The organism is Nocardia beijingensis NBRC 16342, assembly GCF_001612785.1.
Lineage (GTDB): Bacteria > Actinomycetota > Actinomycetes > Mycobacteriales > Mycobacteriaceae > Nocardia > Nocardia beijingensis.
The window spans coordinates 187,802-204,343 of the sequence record NZ_BDBC01000032.1; the positions used below are offsets into that span (position 1 = coordinate 187,802).

The window sequence follows — 16,542 nt, forward strand, 5'->3', positions numbered from 1 at the left end:
ATGCTGGACATCATCGATCGGCTGCACGACTTCGACGATGTCGACCACCGGTCGGACGGGCGCGGCGATTCGCGCGAGGGGCGGGTGTACGTCACCTCGAAGGAGATCAGGACGGCACTGAAAGTCGCCATGGTGACCGGACGGCCACTGCTGCTCGCGGGGCCGCCGGGATGCGGCAAATCCAGTCTCGCTTCCTATATCGCGCGCAATCTCGGCCTGCGCTATCACGAATTCACGGTGACCGAGAATGCCGACCCACAGGACCTGCTGTGGCGCGTCGACAACGTGCGCAGGCTCAACGACGCCAACCTCGGCGCCCTCGTCAAGGAGGCGCACAACACCGACATCTACCGATACCTCGAGCCGGGACCGCTCTGGTGGTGCCTGAGCCCGGAAACAGCCCGGCGCCGCGGCGCGCCACCCGATGTCGCGCGCAGCGCGGACTTCATCGACGCGGTACCGCCGTCCATGCTGGCGGATCACGTCGCGACGGAGCCGGGTGCGGTGCTGCTCATCGACGAGATCGACAAGGCCGACAGCGCGTTCTGCAACGGATTGCTGGTTCCGCTGGGTAGCAGGCAGTTCCCTGTTCAACCGATCGGGCAACTCGTCACACCGGACGAGGACCAGACTCCGGGCAGCCCGATCGTCCTGATCACGACGAACAACGAACGCGATCTGCCGAACGCGTTCATCCGACGATGCATCGCCCTGACCATACCGACACCGGACGCGAACAAGCTCATCGAGATCGCGGGTGTCCACTTCGCGGCGCACGAACTGGACGAGCAAACCCACACCCAGATACGGCATCTCGCCGTGAAGCTCACCGAATCCGACGGCATCGACACCCAGCCCAGTATCGCCGAGTTCCTCGACCTGATCCGCACGCTTCTCTCCCTGGATATCGCCATCGATTCGGAGGAGTGGAAGATCGTCGAGCAACTCGTGATCGAGAAGAAGGATGTTCGTGGATCGCGGATGATCGAGTGGTGAGGGAAGCAGGATGGAAATCCGTTCAGCGCTTCAGGTGATCGCCTATCGCAGGCATTTCGACGACCTCGAACTCGCATTGCGCTTCGCCGGATGCGGCCTTTCGGACGAGCCACGCGCCGAAAGACAGCCCACGACGCCCGAGTCCGCCGAGACAGAGCCGACCGAGTCGGAATTCTTCGAAGCGGCGTCCATGGCGAACCCGGCCGACGGGTGGTCACTGCTGACCGAAGACGACGTCGAGGAAACCATTCGGGACACGACCGCGAAGAAGCGGCTCGAGGTGACGACGATGGGCGGAAAAGGCGGATCTCCCCGTCAACTCGTCCCGATCATCCTGTCGAGCGAGGAGTCGTCCCCGCCGGTCACGGGGTACCGCCACATCCCGTTGCCGTCGCCCCCCGCGACGCAGCCGACCGCGAGAGCCGCGGAATATCAGCACACGAGAGCGATCTCCAGCATGATATCGACCATTCTCCGGCGTGACGCCACGACGCCCGTTCTCGACACCGACAAGATAGTCGAGAAACTCGCTCTGGCGATGCCGATCATCGATCCGCCGCTGCTGCAGCGGCCCCGTACGAAGCGACCGATACGAGTCCTGTACGACCTCTCGCTGTCGATAGGACCTTTCGCCGGTGACATCAGTGATCTCTTGATGCTGATCTATCACCTGCTCACCGAGAACGAGATCCGGTTCGAGGCATTCCGGAGCAGCGTGCTCCACGGCTGCGGCTCCGGTCCGGTCTGGTCATGGCGGCCGTTCGAACCGCTCCGGGAGGAATGCACGTACGTCTTCATCTCGGGCAGTTTCGGCGCCGATTTCGTCACCCGCGCGGCCGAACTGGACGAAGTCGCATCCGAACTCAACCGGCGCGGGCACGCGGCTCATGTCGTGTGGTTCGGTGAGCCCCCGGCCATGGGCAAAGGCCGATCCTGTTGGCGGGTGATCAGGACGTGAGCGGTCCATGGGGTCCGGAGCTCGAGAACCGGCTCGAAGAGCCGTTGCCCGGATGTGACGATCCGCGAATACTGCTGGTGGCCAGTGCCATTTGTACGCCGCCGCTCGTCCCGTACGCGTTGCTGCGCGCGGCGCGCAGGCTCGTCCTGCCCGCCGGTACGCTGAGCGTGGAGAGCCAGCTCTGCGCCTCTCCCGTCGTCGAGAGCAACTCGGTGGACGGATTCACGTTCGAACCCGAGTTCGCCAACGCGCTACGCCGTCGTCTGCGCATGCTTCTGGTCGCCGACGGCCTCGCCGCGAATCTCGGCGCGCTCCGCACGATCATCGAGCGAACGACCGTGGATCTGTCGCCGTTGCTCCGCCTCGAAGAGCAGATCTGCTGGTCGTATGCGACCGCGAGCGATTTCCGGCCGCTGCGAGACGATGTGCTGTCCTCGGTCGTCCGCACGATAGCCCGCGAAAATCGGATGCGGATGTTGCAGTGGGTGTCGGGGGCGTTCGCGCGACTGCCATCCGAAGTCGTCGAAGGCGGCCCCGCGTGGATGCTCACCCAGCTGTGCCTGGCGCAGGGCTTGCCTGCTCGGCACATCGGCTGGCCGGATGACGGAGCCGACGAGGAACTGCTCGCCGAGGCGATGGCGCTGTTACCCGAACGGCCGCTGGGGGTTGCTCGCGACGGGGAGTTCCTGGAAATCGGCTCCGTCACTCAGCGGCGCCGCAACGCCATCCTGGTTCCCCGGGTCGATCCGATGATATTGACCATCAGCAGTGGCGAATCCGAGCCGACCACCACCCGGGTCCGGGTGCGGATTCCCGGGCCCGCGGTGCGCGTGCGAACCGGACGTGACGCGGTGAGTATCCGGGATATGCGGCGGCGCACCTACCGCCTCGACGAATTCTCGCCGGAGGAAAGCGCCCCGGAGACGGTCGCCGCGGATCGGATGATCCAGGCGATAGACCGGCATTGGCGCAGGCGGGAGACACTGCCCTGCACCGCCGCACGGGCATTGCCCGGTGGCCGTGGTCTCATCGTGACCTTCCGCGACTTCGCCGGTCTTTCCGCCCTGCTGCCCGCGAGTCGAGCGGGGGTGAGTTCCTTCAAGGTGCTTCAGCAGCTCGTCGGGTCCGAGATGACGGTTCGGGTCATCAATTGCAACGTGCGCGAGCAGCGCGTGGTGGTCGAACGGGTCCTACCGGCGTGGTCCATCGGATCGCTCACGGTCGGAGCGCGATTCACCGGTGAGGTCGTGCAGCGCGTCGCGTTCGGCCTGTTCGTGTCATTCGCCGATGCGGCGGGCATACCTCCGGAGAACCGCACGGGACAGGAGGTGGGCCTGGTGCACGTGACGGAGATGAGCTGGAATTCGAAGAAGCCCGCTCCTGACGAATTCCCGGCCCAAGTGGGTGACATGCTGGAGGTCGTCGTATTGGAGATAGATTTCGACAGGCAACGGGTGTCCCTCTCCCACAAAGCGACCGTCCGTTCACCCTGGCAGACGGTGAGCGAGCTCTACCAGCGCGGAAGCCGGGTCCACGGGCGTGTGGTGAAAGTCGTTCCATTCGGCTGGTTCATCAATTTCGGATTCGCTCAGGAAGCCTTGCTCCACTCGTCCGAAGCGAGTGCGGGAACAGTCCTGACGAACGGGCAGGAGATCGATTGCTGGATTCTGAGCATAGATCCCGAAGCTCGACGAATATCCCTGACGATGTTCCCCCCGCAGACCTGAGCGAGTAGGGCAGGAGCGGACCGCGGCGCGAACCGGTCCTTCGGTTCGCGACCGGAGACGGGGCCGAACGGCAGCCGGATCAGGACGCCTCGGCGGCGGTCATGCTCGTGGTGGTCAGGATCGTCTGTGCGACGAGCCGGGGGTCATCGATCATCGGCACGTGACCGGTGTCCGGCAGAACGGAGAACGCGGCCTCGGGCAGCCGTTGCCGCGCGACCGGTAAGTGGGTCTGTGCCGGCAGCACACGATCGTGCTCGGACCAGGCCACCGTGATCGGGCACGGCAGCGGGTCGAGCGCAGCGATCTGTTCGTCGGTGCCGAGCAGATCGGCCGTGACGGTGCAGCCCAGCAGGTCCCGCAGGAACGTCATGGCCTGCGCCGCGTCGGCACGGTCTCCGTGCACGGCGACGTTGCGCAACGCCGCTCGCCGCACCGCCGCGACCCGCAGGCCCACCGGGGCGAGGAAGCCGAGCAGCCGCCCCGTGGTCACCTCGCGGGCGATGCGGCGGGTCGCGACCGTACGGCTGCGGTCTCCGGATTCCCAGAAGCCTGCTGGCGAGAGCGCGCACACGGTCTCGGCTCGGCCGCGCCGGGCCAACTCGATCGCCATCCAACCGCCCAGCGAATTCCCCGCGATGTGCACCCGGTGCAGTCCGAGTCCGTCCAACCGCCGCTCGATGTCGTCCACCAGGTGCTCGACCCGCGCCGGACGCCGCAGGGCAGGCGGACCGCCGCGATGCCCCACCGCGGTCGGTGTGATCACCTCGTGGCGCGCGGCGAGCAAGGGTGTGACGTGGTCCCACACCCGTTCGGACATCGTGACTCCGTGCAGAAGAACGAGCGGGGGCTTGCTGGGCATTGGCGTCCCTTCGAATTCGTAGTGCGGTCTCGAAGGTGGATACCACAACCTCGCCTATGGTTGCAGCGGAAACCCCTACTTCACCGCGCGGTCGCCGGAGTTTGCTCTCCGGAACGCTGCTTCGCTCCGACGGTATCGCCAGCGCCACCGACCCGCCGCACCGACAGACCACGAATTCCGCGCGCCGCGTTAGTGAAGCGCCACAACGCCACCGGCGCGCGGACACATCGAACCCGGCGAATGGAGGCACCGAACCCGGCCCGTCCGAGCACGTTTCAGTGGGACCGACGCGTCGTCCGCTTGCGTGGGATGCCCGCCGAGACGGCGGCGCGCTTCCCGGTCCGGCAGGCCGACAGCAACCGGTCGCCGTCCTGCGGATCGCGGGAGCGTCCGCGTCGGCTACCGCGAAGCATGGCGCCGTCGACGTCTTCGCCGGAATCGGCGAGACGCTGGAGCACCCCGGGGCCGCCGCGCCGCCGGATGGGACACGGCGCCGCCGGGGTGTTCGACTGCTCGCGCCGTGCGGACCCGGCTCGCGAACGCCGGCGCGGTCAGACCGCTTCCGGACGCCAGGTGGCGACCGCCCAGATCACGACGACGTTCAGCGCGATGACCAGGATCGACCATGCCGGGTAGTACGGCAGCCACATGAAGTTCGCCAGGATCGACAGCGCCGCCAGGCAGATCGCCACCACCCGCGCCCAGGTCGCGCCGGTCATCAGACCCAGCGCCGCGACGACCAGCAGGATGCCGAGCACGATGTGGATCCAGCCCCACGTCGTGGTGTCGAACTTGTAGACGTATTCGGCGCCGACGACGATGAGCTCGTCCTCGGCGACGGCCGAGATCCCCTCGAAGATCGACAGCACCCCCACGGTCAGCAACAGGATCGCGGCCGCGATGGACGTGCCCGCCGCGATGCCACGGCGGACGGGGTGTGACTCCGGTTCGGTCATGTGCGTCATCGGTCGCCCCCTTTCTCGGGAAGTAGTGGACGCCTTCCGAATCTCCACCAGTCCACCCGTGCGGCACTTCACCCGTTTCGGGTGACTCCCATCCAGCGCGGCGGCACGAAATGAAAATTCCATAACGACGTCACACGATCCGATCGAGCGGACTTCGCGCCGGGTATGTTCCGCTACCGAGGCGCGGTAGTGATCTGTCAGCACACGGCCCGGGAGGCACGGTGACCACATCGCACGTCCCCGCTCTACGCCGTATCCCGGCCGCGGCGGAATGCACTGCCGAACTGCCCGCGTTGCCGTTCACCCCGATCCCCCGGCCCGATCTGTACGCCGCCGCCGACAGCATGACGGGCACCGGGCACGTGCTGCTGATCCACGCTCCCGCCGGGACCGGGAAGTCGGTGCTGGCCGCCGACTGGGCCGCCCGGCACGCCGCGCGCGGGTCCGACATCGCCTGGTTGACCGTCACCGAGCAGCTCGACGACGGGGCGTCGCTGTGGGCGGTCCTGCACGCCCGGTTCGGCATCGCGGCGACGACCGACCCCGCCCCGCCGACCGCGTCCGCCGCGGCGCTCGTCGAGACGCTGGCCGCGCGGACGACGCCGACGATCCTGGTGCTCGACGACGCGCATCTGCTCACCGATCCGCAGACACTGGCCGGCGTCGAATACTTCCTGCTCCACGCGCCGCCTACCGTCACGACGGTGCTGTGTGCCCGCTTCGCTCCGCCGATGCGCTGGCACGCCATCGAACTCCACGCCAGGCTGACCCGCTGGGGTGCGGGCGAACTGGCCTTCACCTTGGACGAGATCGACGCGCTGTGCCGCGACCACGGGTGCGGGCTCACCGCCGGTGAGCTCGACGCGCTCGACGCCATGACCAGGGGCTGGGCCGCGCTCGTGCGCATCGCCGCGAGCCATGTGGCCGCGGCGAGCGGCGATCGCGCCGCGGCGCTCGCCGCGCTCGCTCGTCCGGCGCGCGCGGTCGCCGATTTCCTGCTCGGTGAGCTCATCGAGGCACTGCCGCCGACGCTGCGCCGGTTCCTCACCCACACCAGCATTCCGATCGCGTTCACCGAGCAGCTCGCCGACGAACTCGTTGGCGGCGGTGCGGGGCACGCGCTGCAAGAACTGGACCGGGCCGGCTTCCCGATCGATGCGGTCGTGCGCGACGGCGATGTGTGGTTCTCCTGTCATCCGCTGGTGCGCGCGTATTTCCTCGCCGAAGCCCGGCGCCTGGGACCGCACCTCAGCGCGGAACTGCACCGCCGGTCGGCCCGATGGCTGCGGTCCGCCGGGTTGCCAGGGACCGCCCTGCCGCATCAGCTCGCGAGCGGCGACCACGACCAGCTGTGCGAATTCCTGTCGGCGTACGCCCTGCGCATGGTTCTCGACGGCTTGGGCCCGACGCTGTTCGATCAGCTGGCCCGCTCGGCGCCCGCGTTGCTCGACGACCCGTTCCTGTGGCTGGTGCGTGTCGTCGACGCGGTGGTCGCGGGCAGCGCCGCCGCCGCGGTGGCGTGCCTGGACACCGCGGCGGCGCGGCGTGCGGCCAAGGTCTCCTTCGCCGCGCCGGAGCGGCTGGACGCGCTCACCCTCGCCGCGACCATCGATGTCGCGGCGACCACCGGGGCGGTCTTCCCGCAGTTCCCGGAGCACGTCGCGCCGACCGGCGACCCCGATCTCGACGCGTACACCGACATCCAGATCGCCACCGCCTTCGTCGCGGGCGGCGCGGTCACGCGGGGGGAACAGCTGCTGCATTCCGGGCTCGCGCTGGCCGAGCACGCGGGGCGGCCCCGCCTGGTGCTGCGTGCGCTGACCCGGCTCGCGTTCGCCGCCGACGCCGTCGACGCCGCCACCGCGATGCGGGCCCGCGCGGCGCGCGCGCTGGCGGTCGCGCAGGAGCACGGGTTGCTGGAGAGCACCGACGCCGTCCAGGCGACCGCCGTGGCCGCCTACGGCGCCTACCTGCAAGGCGAGACGCCCGGCGCGGCGCAGGTCGCGTCCGTGCTCACCGAGCGGGTCGACCACGACGGATCGCACGGTCCGGTCGCCGGCCGGCGCGGCCACGTCATCGGCCGCCTGCTCGAACTGGAACGGGCCGAGGAACAGTCGGCCGCGGTCGACGCGCTGCGCCGCAGCCTGCTGGTCCTGCTGGAGCACACGGCGGTGCCCGCGACCACAGGCAGCCTGATCCTGCCGGTGGTGTGGGCGCTGCTGCGCGTGCACGATGCCAGGACAGCGCAACTGCTGGTCGAACGCGCCCGCGGCATCGTCGGCGAACTGCCCGAGGTGCGGCTGGCCGACGCGGCGCTGCACGCCGCGGCCGATCGCCGCAAGGCGACCTGCGCGGTGCTGGAACCCCTGCTGGACCGCGCGGGTGACCTGCGCCCGGTCAGCGCGGTCACCGGGTGGCTGCTCTACTCCGCGGCGCAACACGAGTCACGGGCTCCGGCCAGAGCCCTCACCGCGTTGGAGAACGCGTTGGGTTCCGCGACACCGCACCGGCTGCTGCGGCCGTTCCTCGACGTGCCCGCCGCGATGCCTTTGCTGGACAGCTACGCGGGACGGCTCGGCCGGGCGGAGAGCTTCGCCGAGGCGATCCGGCGTCATCCCGCCGCGCGCCGCAGACCGGCCTACCCGGCCTTGACCCACACCGAGATGACCGTGCTCAAGCAACTGCCCTCCGGCCGCACCGCCCAGCAGATCGCCGAGGACCTCGGGGTCTCGGTCAACACCGTGAAGACGCACCTGCGCGGCATCTACGGCAAGCTGGGCACCAATTCCCGGGTCGACGCGCTGCACCACGCGCGCCGCGGCGGCCTGCTCTGACGTCGCGACCCGGCTTCCCGCCGCCGGGTGCGGTTCTACGCTGAGGTATGGCTCTCTCACGGCGGGAACTGTTCCGCGTCGGCGCCGCGGGGTCGGCCGCGGTCCTGGCGGGCGCCGCGGTGGCGAGCAGCGCCCGTTTTCCCGCCCCGCGCAGGCTCGGCGATCCGTTCTCGCTCGGCGTCGCCTCCGGCGATCCGGCCCCCGACGGTGTGGTGCTGTGGACGCGGCTCGCCCCGGACCCGCTGGCGCCGGACGGCCTCGGCGGCATGCCGGTGGACCCGGTGACGGTCGACTACGAGGTCGCCGACGACGAGCACTTCCGCCGAGTGGTGGCGCGCGGATCGGCGGTGGCCACCCGCGCACTCGGCCACAGCGTGCATCCGGAGGTGCGTGGACTCGCGCCGGATCGCTGGTATTTCTACCGGTTCCGGGCCGGCTCGGCCGTGTCGCCGGTGGGACGGACCCGCACCGCTCCTGCGCCCGGCCAGGCGCTGGCGCGGTTGCGCTTCGCCTTCGCCTCCTGCCAGTCGTGGAGTTCGGGGTACTACACCGCCTACGAGCACATGAGCCGCGAAGACCTGGATCTGGTCGTGCATCTGGGCGACTACATCTACGAGCGAGCCTGGTCGCGCGGGCGGGAAGGCGTGGCGATGGGCCCGCATTTCCGTGACGAAGCCGTCGACCTGCCCGGCTACCGGCTGCGTTACGCGCTGTACAAATCGGAGCAGCCGCTGCGCGCCGCGCACGCGGCGTTTCCGTGGCTGGTCACCATGGACGACCACGAGGTCGACAACAACTGGGCCGCCGACGCCCCCGGCATCGGTCTGGACATCTGGCGGGTGCCCGCCCTGTTCCGCAGGCGCCGCGCCGCCGCCTTCCAGGCCATGTACGAGCACCAGCCGCTGCGCCTCGCGCAGTTGCCGTCCGCGGCGGGCATCCGCTTGCACCGCCGTTTCCGGTTCGGCGACCTCGCGGAGATCACGATGCTCGACACCCGCCAGTACCGCACACCGCAGGCCTGCGGCGACGCCGTCGTCAGCGGCTGCGCCGAGCGGTTCTCCCCCGGCCGCACGATCCTCGGTGCGGCCCAACGGGAGTGGTTGATCGACGGTCTGACCCGGTCCCCGGCTCGCTGGCGGATTCTCGGCAACCAGGTGGGCATGAGCCAGAACGACTCCGATCCGGGTCCGGGTGTGAGCGTCTCCACCGACGCCTGGGACGGCTACGTCGCCGACCGCAACGCCGTGCTGGGCGCCGCCGCGGCGCACGGCGCGGGAAACCTCGTGGTGATCACCGGCGACCGGCACGAGAACCAGGCCGCCGACCTGCGGCGCGACTACGCCGACCCCGGATCACCGGTGGTCGCGGCGGAATTCACCGGAACCTCGATCACCAGCAACGGCGACGGCACCGATCTGAGCGACAAGGGCCGCCGCCTGCTCGCGGCGAATCCGGACGTCAAATTCTTCAACGCCCAGCGCGGTTACGTCCGGGTGGAACTTGATCACCATCTGTGGCGCAACGATTTTCGCGTGGTGCCCTATGTCCGCCGTCCCGGCGCGCCGATCCAGACCCGCGCCGGTTACGTCGTGCAGGACGGAATTCCGGGTGTCAGCGAGGCGTGGAATTCCGGCAATTCCTCCGCGCCGCCGTCGGCACCCGATGCCGACAGCCGGGCCGACGCCGATCGCGGCCCGCGCTGACCCCACGCCCGCGCGTTCACCCGGCCGACTCCGCACGCAGGATCAGCACGGTGATCTCGCTCGGCGCGAACACTCGCAGCTGCGGCCCCCAGAACCCGGTGCCCCGGCTGGTGTAGAGCTGGGTGCGCTCGCCGTGGCGGCTCAGCCCGGCGACGGCGGGCTGCTCGAGGCGGACGAGATAGTGGAACGGCCAGATCTGGCCGCCGTGGGTGTGGCCGGAGATCTGCAGCGCCACACCGGCGGCCGCCGCCTGCGCGATCTGTCTGGGCTGGTGGGCGAGCAACACGACCGGGACATCCGGGTCCGCCCCCGCGAGCGCGGCGGGCAGGTCGGGGCCGTGGCCGGTCAAACCGACACCGGTGGGGTCGTCGATGCCGGCGATCACCAGCCGATCACCGCCGCGGCGCACCACCTCGTGCTGATTGTGCAACGGCTGCCAGCCGAGCGAGGCCATGTGCTCGATCCAGCCCTCGGCGTCGCCGAAGTACTCGTGATTGCCGGTGATGTAGAACCGGCCGAGTTCGGCCTCGACCTTGCCGAGCGGGTCGACCTGCGCGCGCCGCTTCGCCACCGATCCGTCCGCGAGGTCGCCCGCGTGGCAGGCGATGTCGGGCCGTTGCGCGTTGACCACCTCCACCACGCGTTCCGACCAGCGCAGCCGGTCGAGCGCGGCGTAATGGGTGTCGGTCACGACGACCATGCGCAGTCCGTCGAGCGCGGGGCCGAGACCGGGAATCGATACCTCCACCGTGCGCACCCGCGGCACCCGGCGCGCCTCGATCACACCCCACACCACCAGCGCCGTCGCGACCGCGAGCACGCCGACCGCGACGATCCCGGAGCGCGCCGGGTCGCCGACGCCCGCGACGGTCAATCCCGCGCGCGCGAGATTGCCCAGCACCGACCAGCTGAACAGCACCCACATCACACCGAGCAAGGTGTCGCCGACGATCGAGGCCACGTCCGACTGCGCGGGCCCGTGGCCCAGATACATCGCCGCGGGCAGGCACGCGAACCCGAGCAGGAAAAGCGCCGAACCCAGCCAGAACAGCGGGCCGGAGTCCTCGGTCGGCGCCGCCACCAGCGTCCACCACGGCAGCAGGAACAGGACAGCGGGAATCGCCAGGAACAAGATCAGGCGGGGCACATACTTCAAGAGGGCTCGTCCTCGTGCGCGGGTGTAGCGCGCGGTCCCTCTCCGGCGCCATGGGCGCTTTCGACCTTAGCAGCGGTCATGCCACGCCCAGCCGCTCGGCGGCCACGGTGAGATCCTTGTCGCCCCGGCCGGACAGGCACAGCACGATCAGCGAGCCCGCGGGAATCTCACCGCGGTCGGCCATCTCCATCAGGTGGCCGACGGCGTGAGCGGATTCCAGTGCGGCGAGGATGCCTTCGGTGTGGCTGAGCGCCTGCATGCCGCGCAGGGCGACCGCGTCCGTCGCGGCTCGATAGGTCACCCGGCCGCTGTGTTTCAGGTGGCTGAGTTCCGGGCCGACGCCCGGATAGTCCAGTCCCGCCGCGATACTGTGCGTCCGCGCGATCTGGCCGTCCTCGTCCTGTAGGAGATAGCTGTAGGAGCCGTCGATCTCGCCGGGACTGCCCATGCTCAGGGTGGCCGCGTGCTCGCCGGTGTCCACCCCCAGTCCGGCCGCTTCGACGCCGATCAGCCGGACCTGCGGATCGTCGGCGAACGGATGGAAGACCCCGATCGCGTTGCTGCCGCCGCCCACGCAGGCCAGGACGTAATCCGGGAGTCTGCCTTCGACGCGGGCGATCTGGGCCCTGGTCTCCGTGCCGATCACCGTCTGGAAGTCCCGCACGATCCGCGGATACGGCGCGGGCCCCGCCGCTGTCCCGAACAGGTAGTGAGTGGTGTCCACGCTGGCCACCCAGTCGCGCACCGACTCGCTGATCGCCTCCTTCAACCGTCGCGAGCCGATGTCGACCGGGCGCACCTCCGCGCCGAGCAACTTCATCCGCAGCACGTTCGACGGCTGACGGCGCATGTCCTCGGTTCCCATGTACACCACACAGGTCAACCCGAGCATCGCCGCCACCGTCGCCACCGCGACGCCGTGCTGTCCCGCGCCGGTCTCGGCGACGATCCGCTTCTTGCCCATGCGCCGGGCCAGCAACCCTTGACCGATGGCGTTGTTGATCTTGTGGGCGCCCGTGTGGGCCATGTCTTCGCGCTTGAGATACACCCGGACGCCCGGCACGCCCAGCAACCCCGCGAAGCGCCGCACCTGGTGCAGCAGTGTCGGCCGGCCGACCCGGTCTCGCAACAGTTCCCGGTGTTCGGCGACGAACCCGGGGTCGTCCCGCGCCAGGCGATAGGCGTCCTCCAGCTCCAGCAGCGCCGCCATCAGGCCCTCGGGGACGAATCTGCCTCCGAACACGCCGAACCGGCCGCGCTCGTCGGGGAACATCTCGTGCCGGGATGCGCTCACCGCCACGTCAAGGTCAATCCTCATCAACACCAACGCTTTCACCGCCAAAGAGCCGACGGGTCAGTCTGTTCCGTTAGCGCTAGCACAACCCGACAGGTTGGCAACGACCGAGTTAACAGACTAAATCGTTCGGATGGCTAAGGTGTTCTCACTGGTGGAGGCCCTCGGCGCGGGACGCCATCGGCGCGTGGCTACCGATCGGCAGGCACCGTGGCGGAGATCTGGGCGACCAGCCGCCACGGACGCTCGGTGTCGGTGGTGGCCTTGCCGCTGGTGAGGATGGCCCCGGACAGCCCGCGAGCCGGGTCGGCCCAGCCGTACTGGGTGGTCAGACCGCTGCGCCCGAAGTGCGATCCGGTGTCGCGGCCGAATTTCGACCTGCGCCCGCCGAGTTCGAATCCGGCCCGGCTGACGCGTCCGGCGACGCCGGGTATCCAGCGAGCCGGTCGCACCGCTTCGGCCAAGGTCTCCGGCCGGATGATGCGCCTGCCGTCCGGTGCGCCGCGGGTGAGGATCTCGTAGAACCGCGACAACTCCGCCGCGGTGGTGATCAGATTCCCCGACGGCAGTTCGGCGGTGAGGAAGGCGTCGGTCGCCGCGCGGGATGCCCGGTCCATGCGCCCGCCGATGGCCTTGCGCGCCAGATAACTCGCCGTGCGCGACGGCGGCGGACCGGTCTTCACGCTCGGCACCACTTTGCCGACGTCCTCGGGCCGCACACCGAAGTTGGTCCAGCGGAAACCGAACGGCTCCAGCACCTGCTCGGCGAGGTGCTCGCGCAGCCGCTTGCCGGTGGCCCGCCGCACCAGCAGCCGCAGGATCAACCCGATGGTCAGCGCGTGGTACACGCGGAACCGTCCCGGCTTCCAGCTCGGGACCAGATCGGCCAGCCCACGCACGGCCAACTCCTCGTCGAGCACCAGATCGACGCCTCGGTACGGCGGTGTGACGAAGGGGATCCCGGCCGAGTGCGAAAGCACGTCACCGATCGTGATGGCGGCCTTGCCGTTCGCGGCGAACTCCGGGATGTACACGGACACCGGCTCGTCGAGGGCGAACGCACCCTGCTCGACGAGCATGAACATCAGCGCAGCGGCCACGCCCTTCGCGGTCGAGAAGCCGCAGAACGGCGTCTCCGGGGTGGCCAGGACCTTGACCGCGTCCGGTCCGTCCTCCGGCGCGTTGCCCCAGCCGTGACCGATGGCGCGGTTCAGCACGATCGCGCCGTCACGGCGCAGGCAGACCTGGATCGCCGGGGTGGTGCCAAGGCGGTACCACGCCTGCACCGACGCCCACAGCGACTCCACGTCGGCGCGGCCGATCCCGGTCGCCTCGGGTTCGTCTTCATGGCCTCGGGTCGTCACGACCTCCAGGTCGTCGACGATCGCCACCGTTCCGGCCGTTGGTGCGCTCACCCGGCCAGCTTATCGACTGCCCGAGGGTGTCGCCGCCGCGCCGCTCGTCCCAGCGGGCATTCGCACCCCGCCCGCGTCCGAGGCCGCCGGGCGCGGAGTCACGGACGCTGTCAGCGGCCGCTCAGCCAGCTCTCCTTCAGCTTCGCGTGGTTGTCCCACCAGGCCTGGACGGTCGCGGGGTCGGCATTCCAGGGTGGCGGCGGCGACTCGCCCGGGAACAGGAACGTGTCGTCGGGGACGGCCGCGGTTGTCGGTTCCGGGTATTCCGTCGAGGTGCGCGGGTGCGGCGGCGGTTGCTGCTCGGCGGGCGGCGGTCCGGGGGGCACAGGAACCGGCGGTGCGGGCAATTGAGCATTCGCGTGCGCGGGAGGCGGCGGTGGCACCGGCGGTTCGGGATACGGCTCGAAAGTGGCGGCCGCCTCCGGCACCACGGAGATGGGCGCCTGCTCGACCGCGGGAGCGGGGGCCGCCTGCGCCGGATTCGGGTCGACCGGCTGGGTGGCGGTGACGGGCGCCGGTCCACCGATCTCGGCGTCGGCCGGACGGTCGTCCCGTGCCTGCGCGACCGCGATCGCGGCGCCGCCGAGCAGCGCGGCGACCGCGGCCCCGGCCAGGAGCACGCGACCGCCGTGCCCGCGCTCGGCCGTCGCCGGTTCCGCCGCCGCGCCCCGGAACGGAGCCGCGGCGACCAACGCCGCGCCGTAAGCGGCGGCCTCGGCATGGTCGGGCGCCGTGACGACCGGCACGTCGAGCCCGGCCCGCAACGCGGAGACCACCGCCGGATCTCCCGCCGACGAGCCGCACAGCACCACCGCGTCGGGCAGTACCCCGGCCGCCTCCAGAGCAGGCCTGATCCGGTCGGCCGCCGAACCCGCGGTCTCCGCGTCGACGACACCGGACGACCAGGATCCGGACAGCAGGATATCCTCTCGATTCGGCGCGGCCACGAGATACGACGTGTGGTAGCCGACGGCCTCCAACACCAGCAGGGTGTCGTCCTCGGCCAGTCCTGGCAGGTCCGCGAGCAGCGCGAGCAGCGCGGTCTTGGTCGACACGAGCGACGACGACCGCCACGAGGCCGACGAGAGTTGCGAGACGATTGCCCGCCGTTCGGCCACGGTGCGGTAGGCGACCGCGACGTCATCGATTCGAGCGCCGGAGCCCGCGGCGGCGGTCAACGCGTCGAGCGCGGCGGCCACCGATGCGGCGGTGGAGTGCTCGACCGGCTGTTCGACCTCCCCCAGCACGGCGGGACGGGTGCCTCGTCGCGCCGTCGACGCGATCATCACCCCACGTACCACCGCCTGCTCCGCTGATATTCCGACTGTGGCCCTCATGAGATCACCTCTGCTCGACCGGTCCCGGTAAAGGTTCGTCACCGCGGTCGCCGGCGATGGGTCCCGGTCGGTGCACCGGGCCGCCCATCCGCCGAGCGCCCACCGCACGAAATGACGTCCTCGAAGACCATTGACGGTGACCGGCCTCCTGGGCGCCTCTGGTAGATGCCACGCGATAGCTAACGACCACAATACGTCGGTCGACGCGGTCCGGATACGGTTTGCGGCAGGCGTCGCGCGCTCCGCAGGCACAGTCGTGGCCGAATCCATCGGCGACACTCATGCACGGTATTCCACCCGATGCGATGTCGTGCGTAAGCGGCTCGTATCGCAGGGCGATCGGCGGAGAAACACGGTGCGGCCCAGCGCTCGAAGACCTCTTCGAGCGCTGCGGCGCCGACCTCCGTGCAGGTGGACGTCAGCGAACTGCTACACAAGCAGTGCATCGCGCTGGTCGCCGCACTGCGCGCGGCGGGGGTGCAGGTTCGCTGCACCGGAAGCGAGGGCCTTGTGGCACGTCGCTCAACTGCAGGCCGCGCTCGCGGCACCGGCCGCGGACGTACTGCGCGAACTCACCGAGGCTCGTCCACACCCGGGTCTGGTCCGCGCAACCGGGGCCGGCGACGACGCCGCATTTCATCCCTCGGCTCGCCACGGGGCGGGGCGGGCAGTCGCCGGATGCGAGCCTGCTCTGGTGACAGCCGATGTCAGCCCGCCGGTGGCGGCGGGGGTGGTCCCGGCAACGGGATGACGATGCCGAAGGGCAGCGTGATCGCGGGTGGCGGCGGGGGTGCCTGCTCCGCTTCGGGCGCCGGTTCCGGTTCGGGTTCCGGCGCGGGCGGGGTGGTGGTGGCAGGTTCGGGGTGGTGTGGCGCGACGTCCCGCTGTGGGGCGTCCGGCGCTGGGGCGGGGATGGTGGCCGCTTCCGGCTGCGCGCAGACCGTTCCGGCGTCGGCGCTTCGCGGTTCGGCGTCGGCACCGTCGAGGTCCGGGTCGCGCAGCTGCTCGGGGGCCGCACCGTACGTTTGCCCGGGCGCGAGGGGGATGCGACCGGATTCCGGCTGTCCCGGTCGCGGCATCGGAGCGGGAATCGGTTGCGCGAGGCAGGGATGCACCGGCTCCGGAGGCGGGCAGAAGATCCCGCACGGGATCGGCGGCAGACCGGGCAGCGTGATCATCACCTGCGTCTGCCTCGGGATCTGCGGCCGCGGCGACGGCGACGGCGTCTGCTGCGCCACCTCGGGCGCGGGCACCGTCGCGGTGACCGCGGTCATGTCGCTGCCTGGCCCCACCGGCGG

11 protein-coding genes and 1 pseudogene are annotated in these 16,542 nt (G+C 70.1%); 5 read left to right on the forward strand and 7 right to left on the reverse strand.

What is annotated here, in order from left to right:
* The 3 genes from NB3_RS20140 to NB3_RS20150 are packed head-to-tail and all read left to right on the forward strand — an operon-like array spanning position 1 to position 3,681.
* Complete coding sequence (locus tag NB3_RS20140) at positions 1-996, forward strand: AAA family ATPase (protein ID WP_067805563.1); 996 nt, start codon at positions 1-3, stop codon at positions 994-996.
* A 10-nt stretch (positions 997-1,006) separates the two neighbouring features.
* Positions 1,007-1,954, forward strand: coding sequence for a hypothetical protein (locus NB3_RS20145; RefSeq protein ID WP_067805566.1), 948 nt, complete (start codon positions 1,007-1,009; stop codon positions 1,952-1,954).
* Positions 1,951-3,681, forward strand: coding sequence for a S1 RNA-binding domain-containing protein (locus NB3_RS20150; RefSeq protein ID WP_157111896.1), 1,731 nt, complete (start codon positions 1,951-1,953; stop codon positions 3,679-3,681). The genes NB3_RS20145 and NB3_RS20150 overlap by 4 nt, the downstream gene beginning before the upstream one ends.
* Before the next feature lie 79 nt (positions 3,682-3,760).
* Here NB3_RS20150 and NB3_RS20155 read toward each other — a convergent pair whose 3' ends face one another.
* Together NB3_RS20155 and NB3_RS20165 are read right to left on the reverse strand one after the other, a co-directional pair.
* The gene (locus NB3_RS20155) at positions 3,761-4,540 is read right to left on the reverse strand and encodes an alpha/beta fold hydrolase (RefSeq protein WP_084823499.1); all 780 of its coding nucleotides are present in this window, start codon (positions 4,538-4,540) and stop codon (positions 3,761-3,763) included.
* A 551-nt stretch (positions 4,541-5,091) separates the two neighbouring features.
* The gene (locus tag NB3_RS20165; RefSeq protein WP_067805575.1) at positions 5,092-5,505 is read right to left on the reverse strand and encodes a DUF7144 family membrane protein; all 414 of its coding nucleotides are present in this window, start codon (positions 5,503-5,505) and stop codon (positions 5,092-5,094) included.
* Between the two features lie 221 nt (positions 5,506-5,726).
* Between NB3_RS20165 and NB3_RS20170 the strand changes: the two genes are divergently transcribed.
* Both NB3_RS20170 and NB3_RS20175 read left to right on the forward strand, forming a co-directional pair.
* Positions 5,727-8,339 carry a LuxR C-terminal-related transcriptional regulator gene (locus tag NB3_RS20170; RefSeq protein WP_157111897.1) on the forward strand — a complete coding sequence of 871 codons (2,613 nt, stop codon included), beginning with the start codon at positions 5,727-5,729 and terminating at the stop codon, positions 8,337-8,339.
* 47 nt (positions 8,340-8,386) lie between these two features.
* The gene (locus NB3_RS20175; RefSeq protein ID WP_067805581.1) at positions 8,387-10,042 is read left to right on the forward strand and encodes an alkaline phosphatase D family protein; all 1,656 of its coding nucleotides are present in this window, start codon (positions 8,387-8,389) and stop codon (positions 10,040-10,042) included.
* Positions 10,043-10,058: 16 nt separating this feature from the next.
* On the opposite strand, the gene NB3_RS20180 is transcribed toward NB3_RS20175, so the two are convergent.
* The 5 genes and pseudogenes from NB3_RS20180 to NB3_RS20200 all read right to left on the reverse strand — a co-directional run.
* A complete protein-coding gene (locus tag NB3_RS20180; RefSeq protein ID WP_067805583.1) occupies positions 10,059-11,198 on the reverse strand; it encodes a metallophosphoesterase in 1,140 nt (379 codons plus the stop codon).
* Between the two features lie 76 nt (positions 11,199-11,274).
* Entirely contained in the window at positions 11,275-12,516 is a 1,242-nt protein-coding gene (gene trpB, locus NB3_RS20185) for a tryptophan synthase subunit beta (RefSeq protein ID WP_067805657.1), read from the reverse strand.
* Between the two features lie 167 nt (positions 12,517-12,683).
* Positions 12,684-13,907, reverse strand: coding sequence for a serine hydrolase (locus tag NB3_RS20190; RefSeq protein ID WP_067805587.1), 1,224 nt, complete (start codon positions 13,905-13,907; stop codon positions 12,684-12,686).
* A gap of 110 nt (positions 13,908-14,017) precedes the next feature.
* A complete protein-coding gene (locus NB3_RS20195; protein ID WP_157111898.1) occupies positions 14,018-15,244 on the reverse strand; it encodes a hypothetical protein in 1,227 nt (408 codons plus the stop codon).
* Between the two features lie 707 nt (positions 15,245-15,951).
* Positions 15,952-16,542: pseudogene (locus NB3_RS20200) on the reverse strand (lytic transglycosylase); the annotation flags it as partial.

What these genes read in the sequence shown, in the direction of transcription:
- trpB (WP_067805657.1), bottom strand. Translation starts at nt 12,516, where the DNA reads ATGAGGATTGACCTTGACGTGGCGGTGAGCGCATCCCGGCACGAGATG.
- NB3_RS20140 (WP_067805563.1), top strand. Translation starts at nt 1, where the DNA reads ATGCTGGACATCATCGATCGGCTGCACGACTTCGACGATGTCGACCAC.
- NB3_RS20145 (WP_067805566.1), top strand. Translation starts at nt 1,007, where the DNA reads ATGGAAATCCGTTCAGCGCTTCAGGTGATCGCCTATCGCAGGCATTTC.
- NB3_RS20155 (WP_084823499.1), bottom strand. Translation starts at nt 4,540, where the DNA reads ATGCCCAGCAAGCCCCCGCTCGTTCTTCTGCACGGAGTCACGATGTCC.
- NB3_RS20175 (WP_067805581.1), top strand. Translation starts at nt 8,387, where the DNA reads ATGGCTCTCTCACGGCGGGAACTGTTCCGCGTCGGCGCCGCGGGGTCG.
- NB3_RS20195 (WP_157111898.1), bottom strand. Translation starts at nt 15,244, where the DNA reads ATGAGGGCCACAGTCGGAATATCAGCGGAGCAGGCGGTGGTACGTGGG.
- NB3_RS20165 (WP_067805575.1), bottom strand. Translation starts at nt 5,505, where the DNA reads ATGACGCACATGACCGAACCGGAGTCACACCCCGTCCGCCGTGGCATC.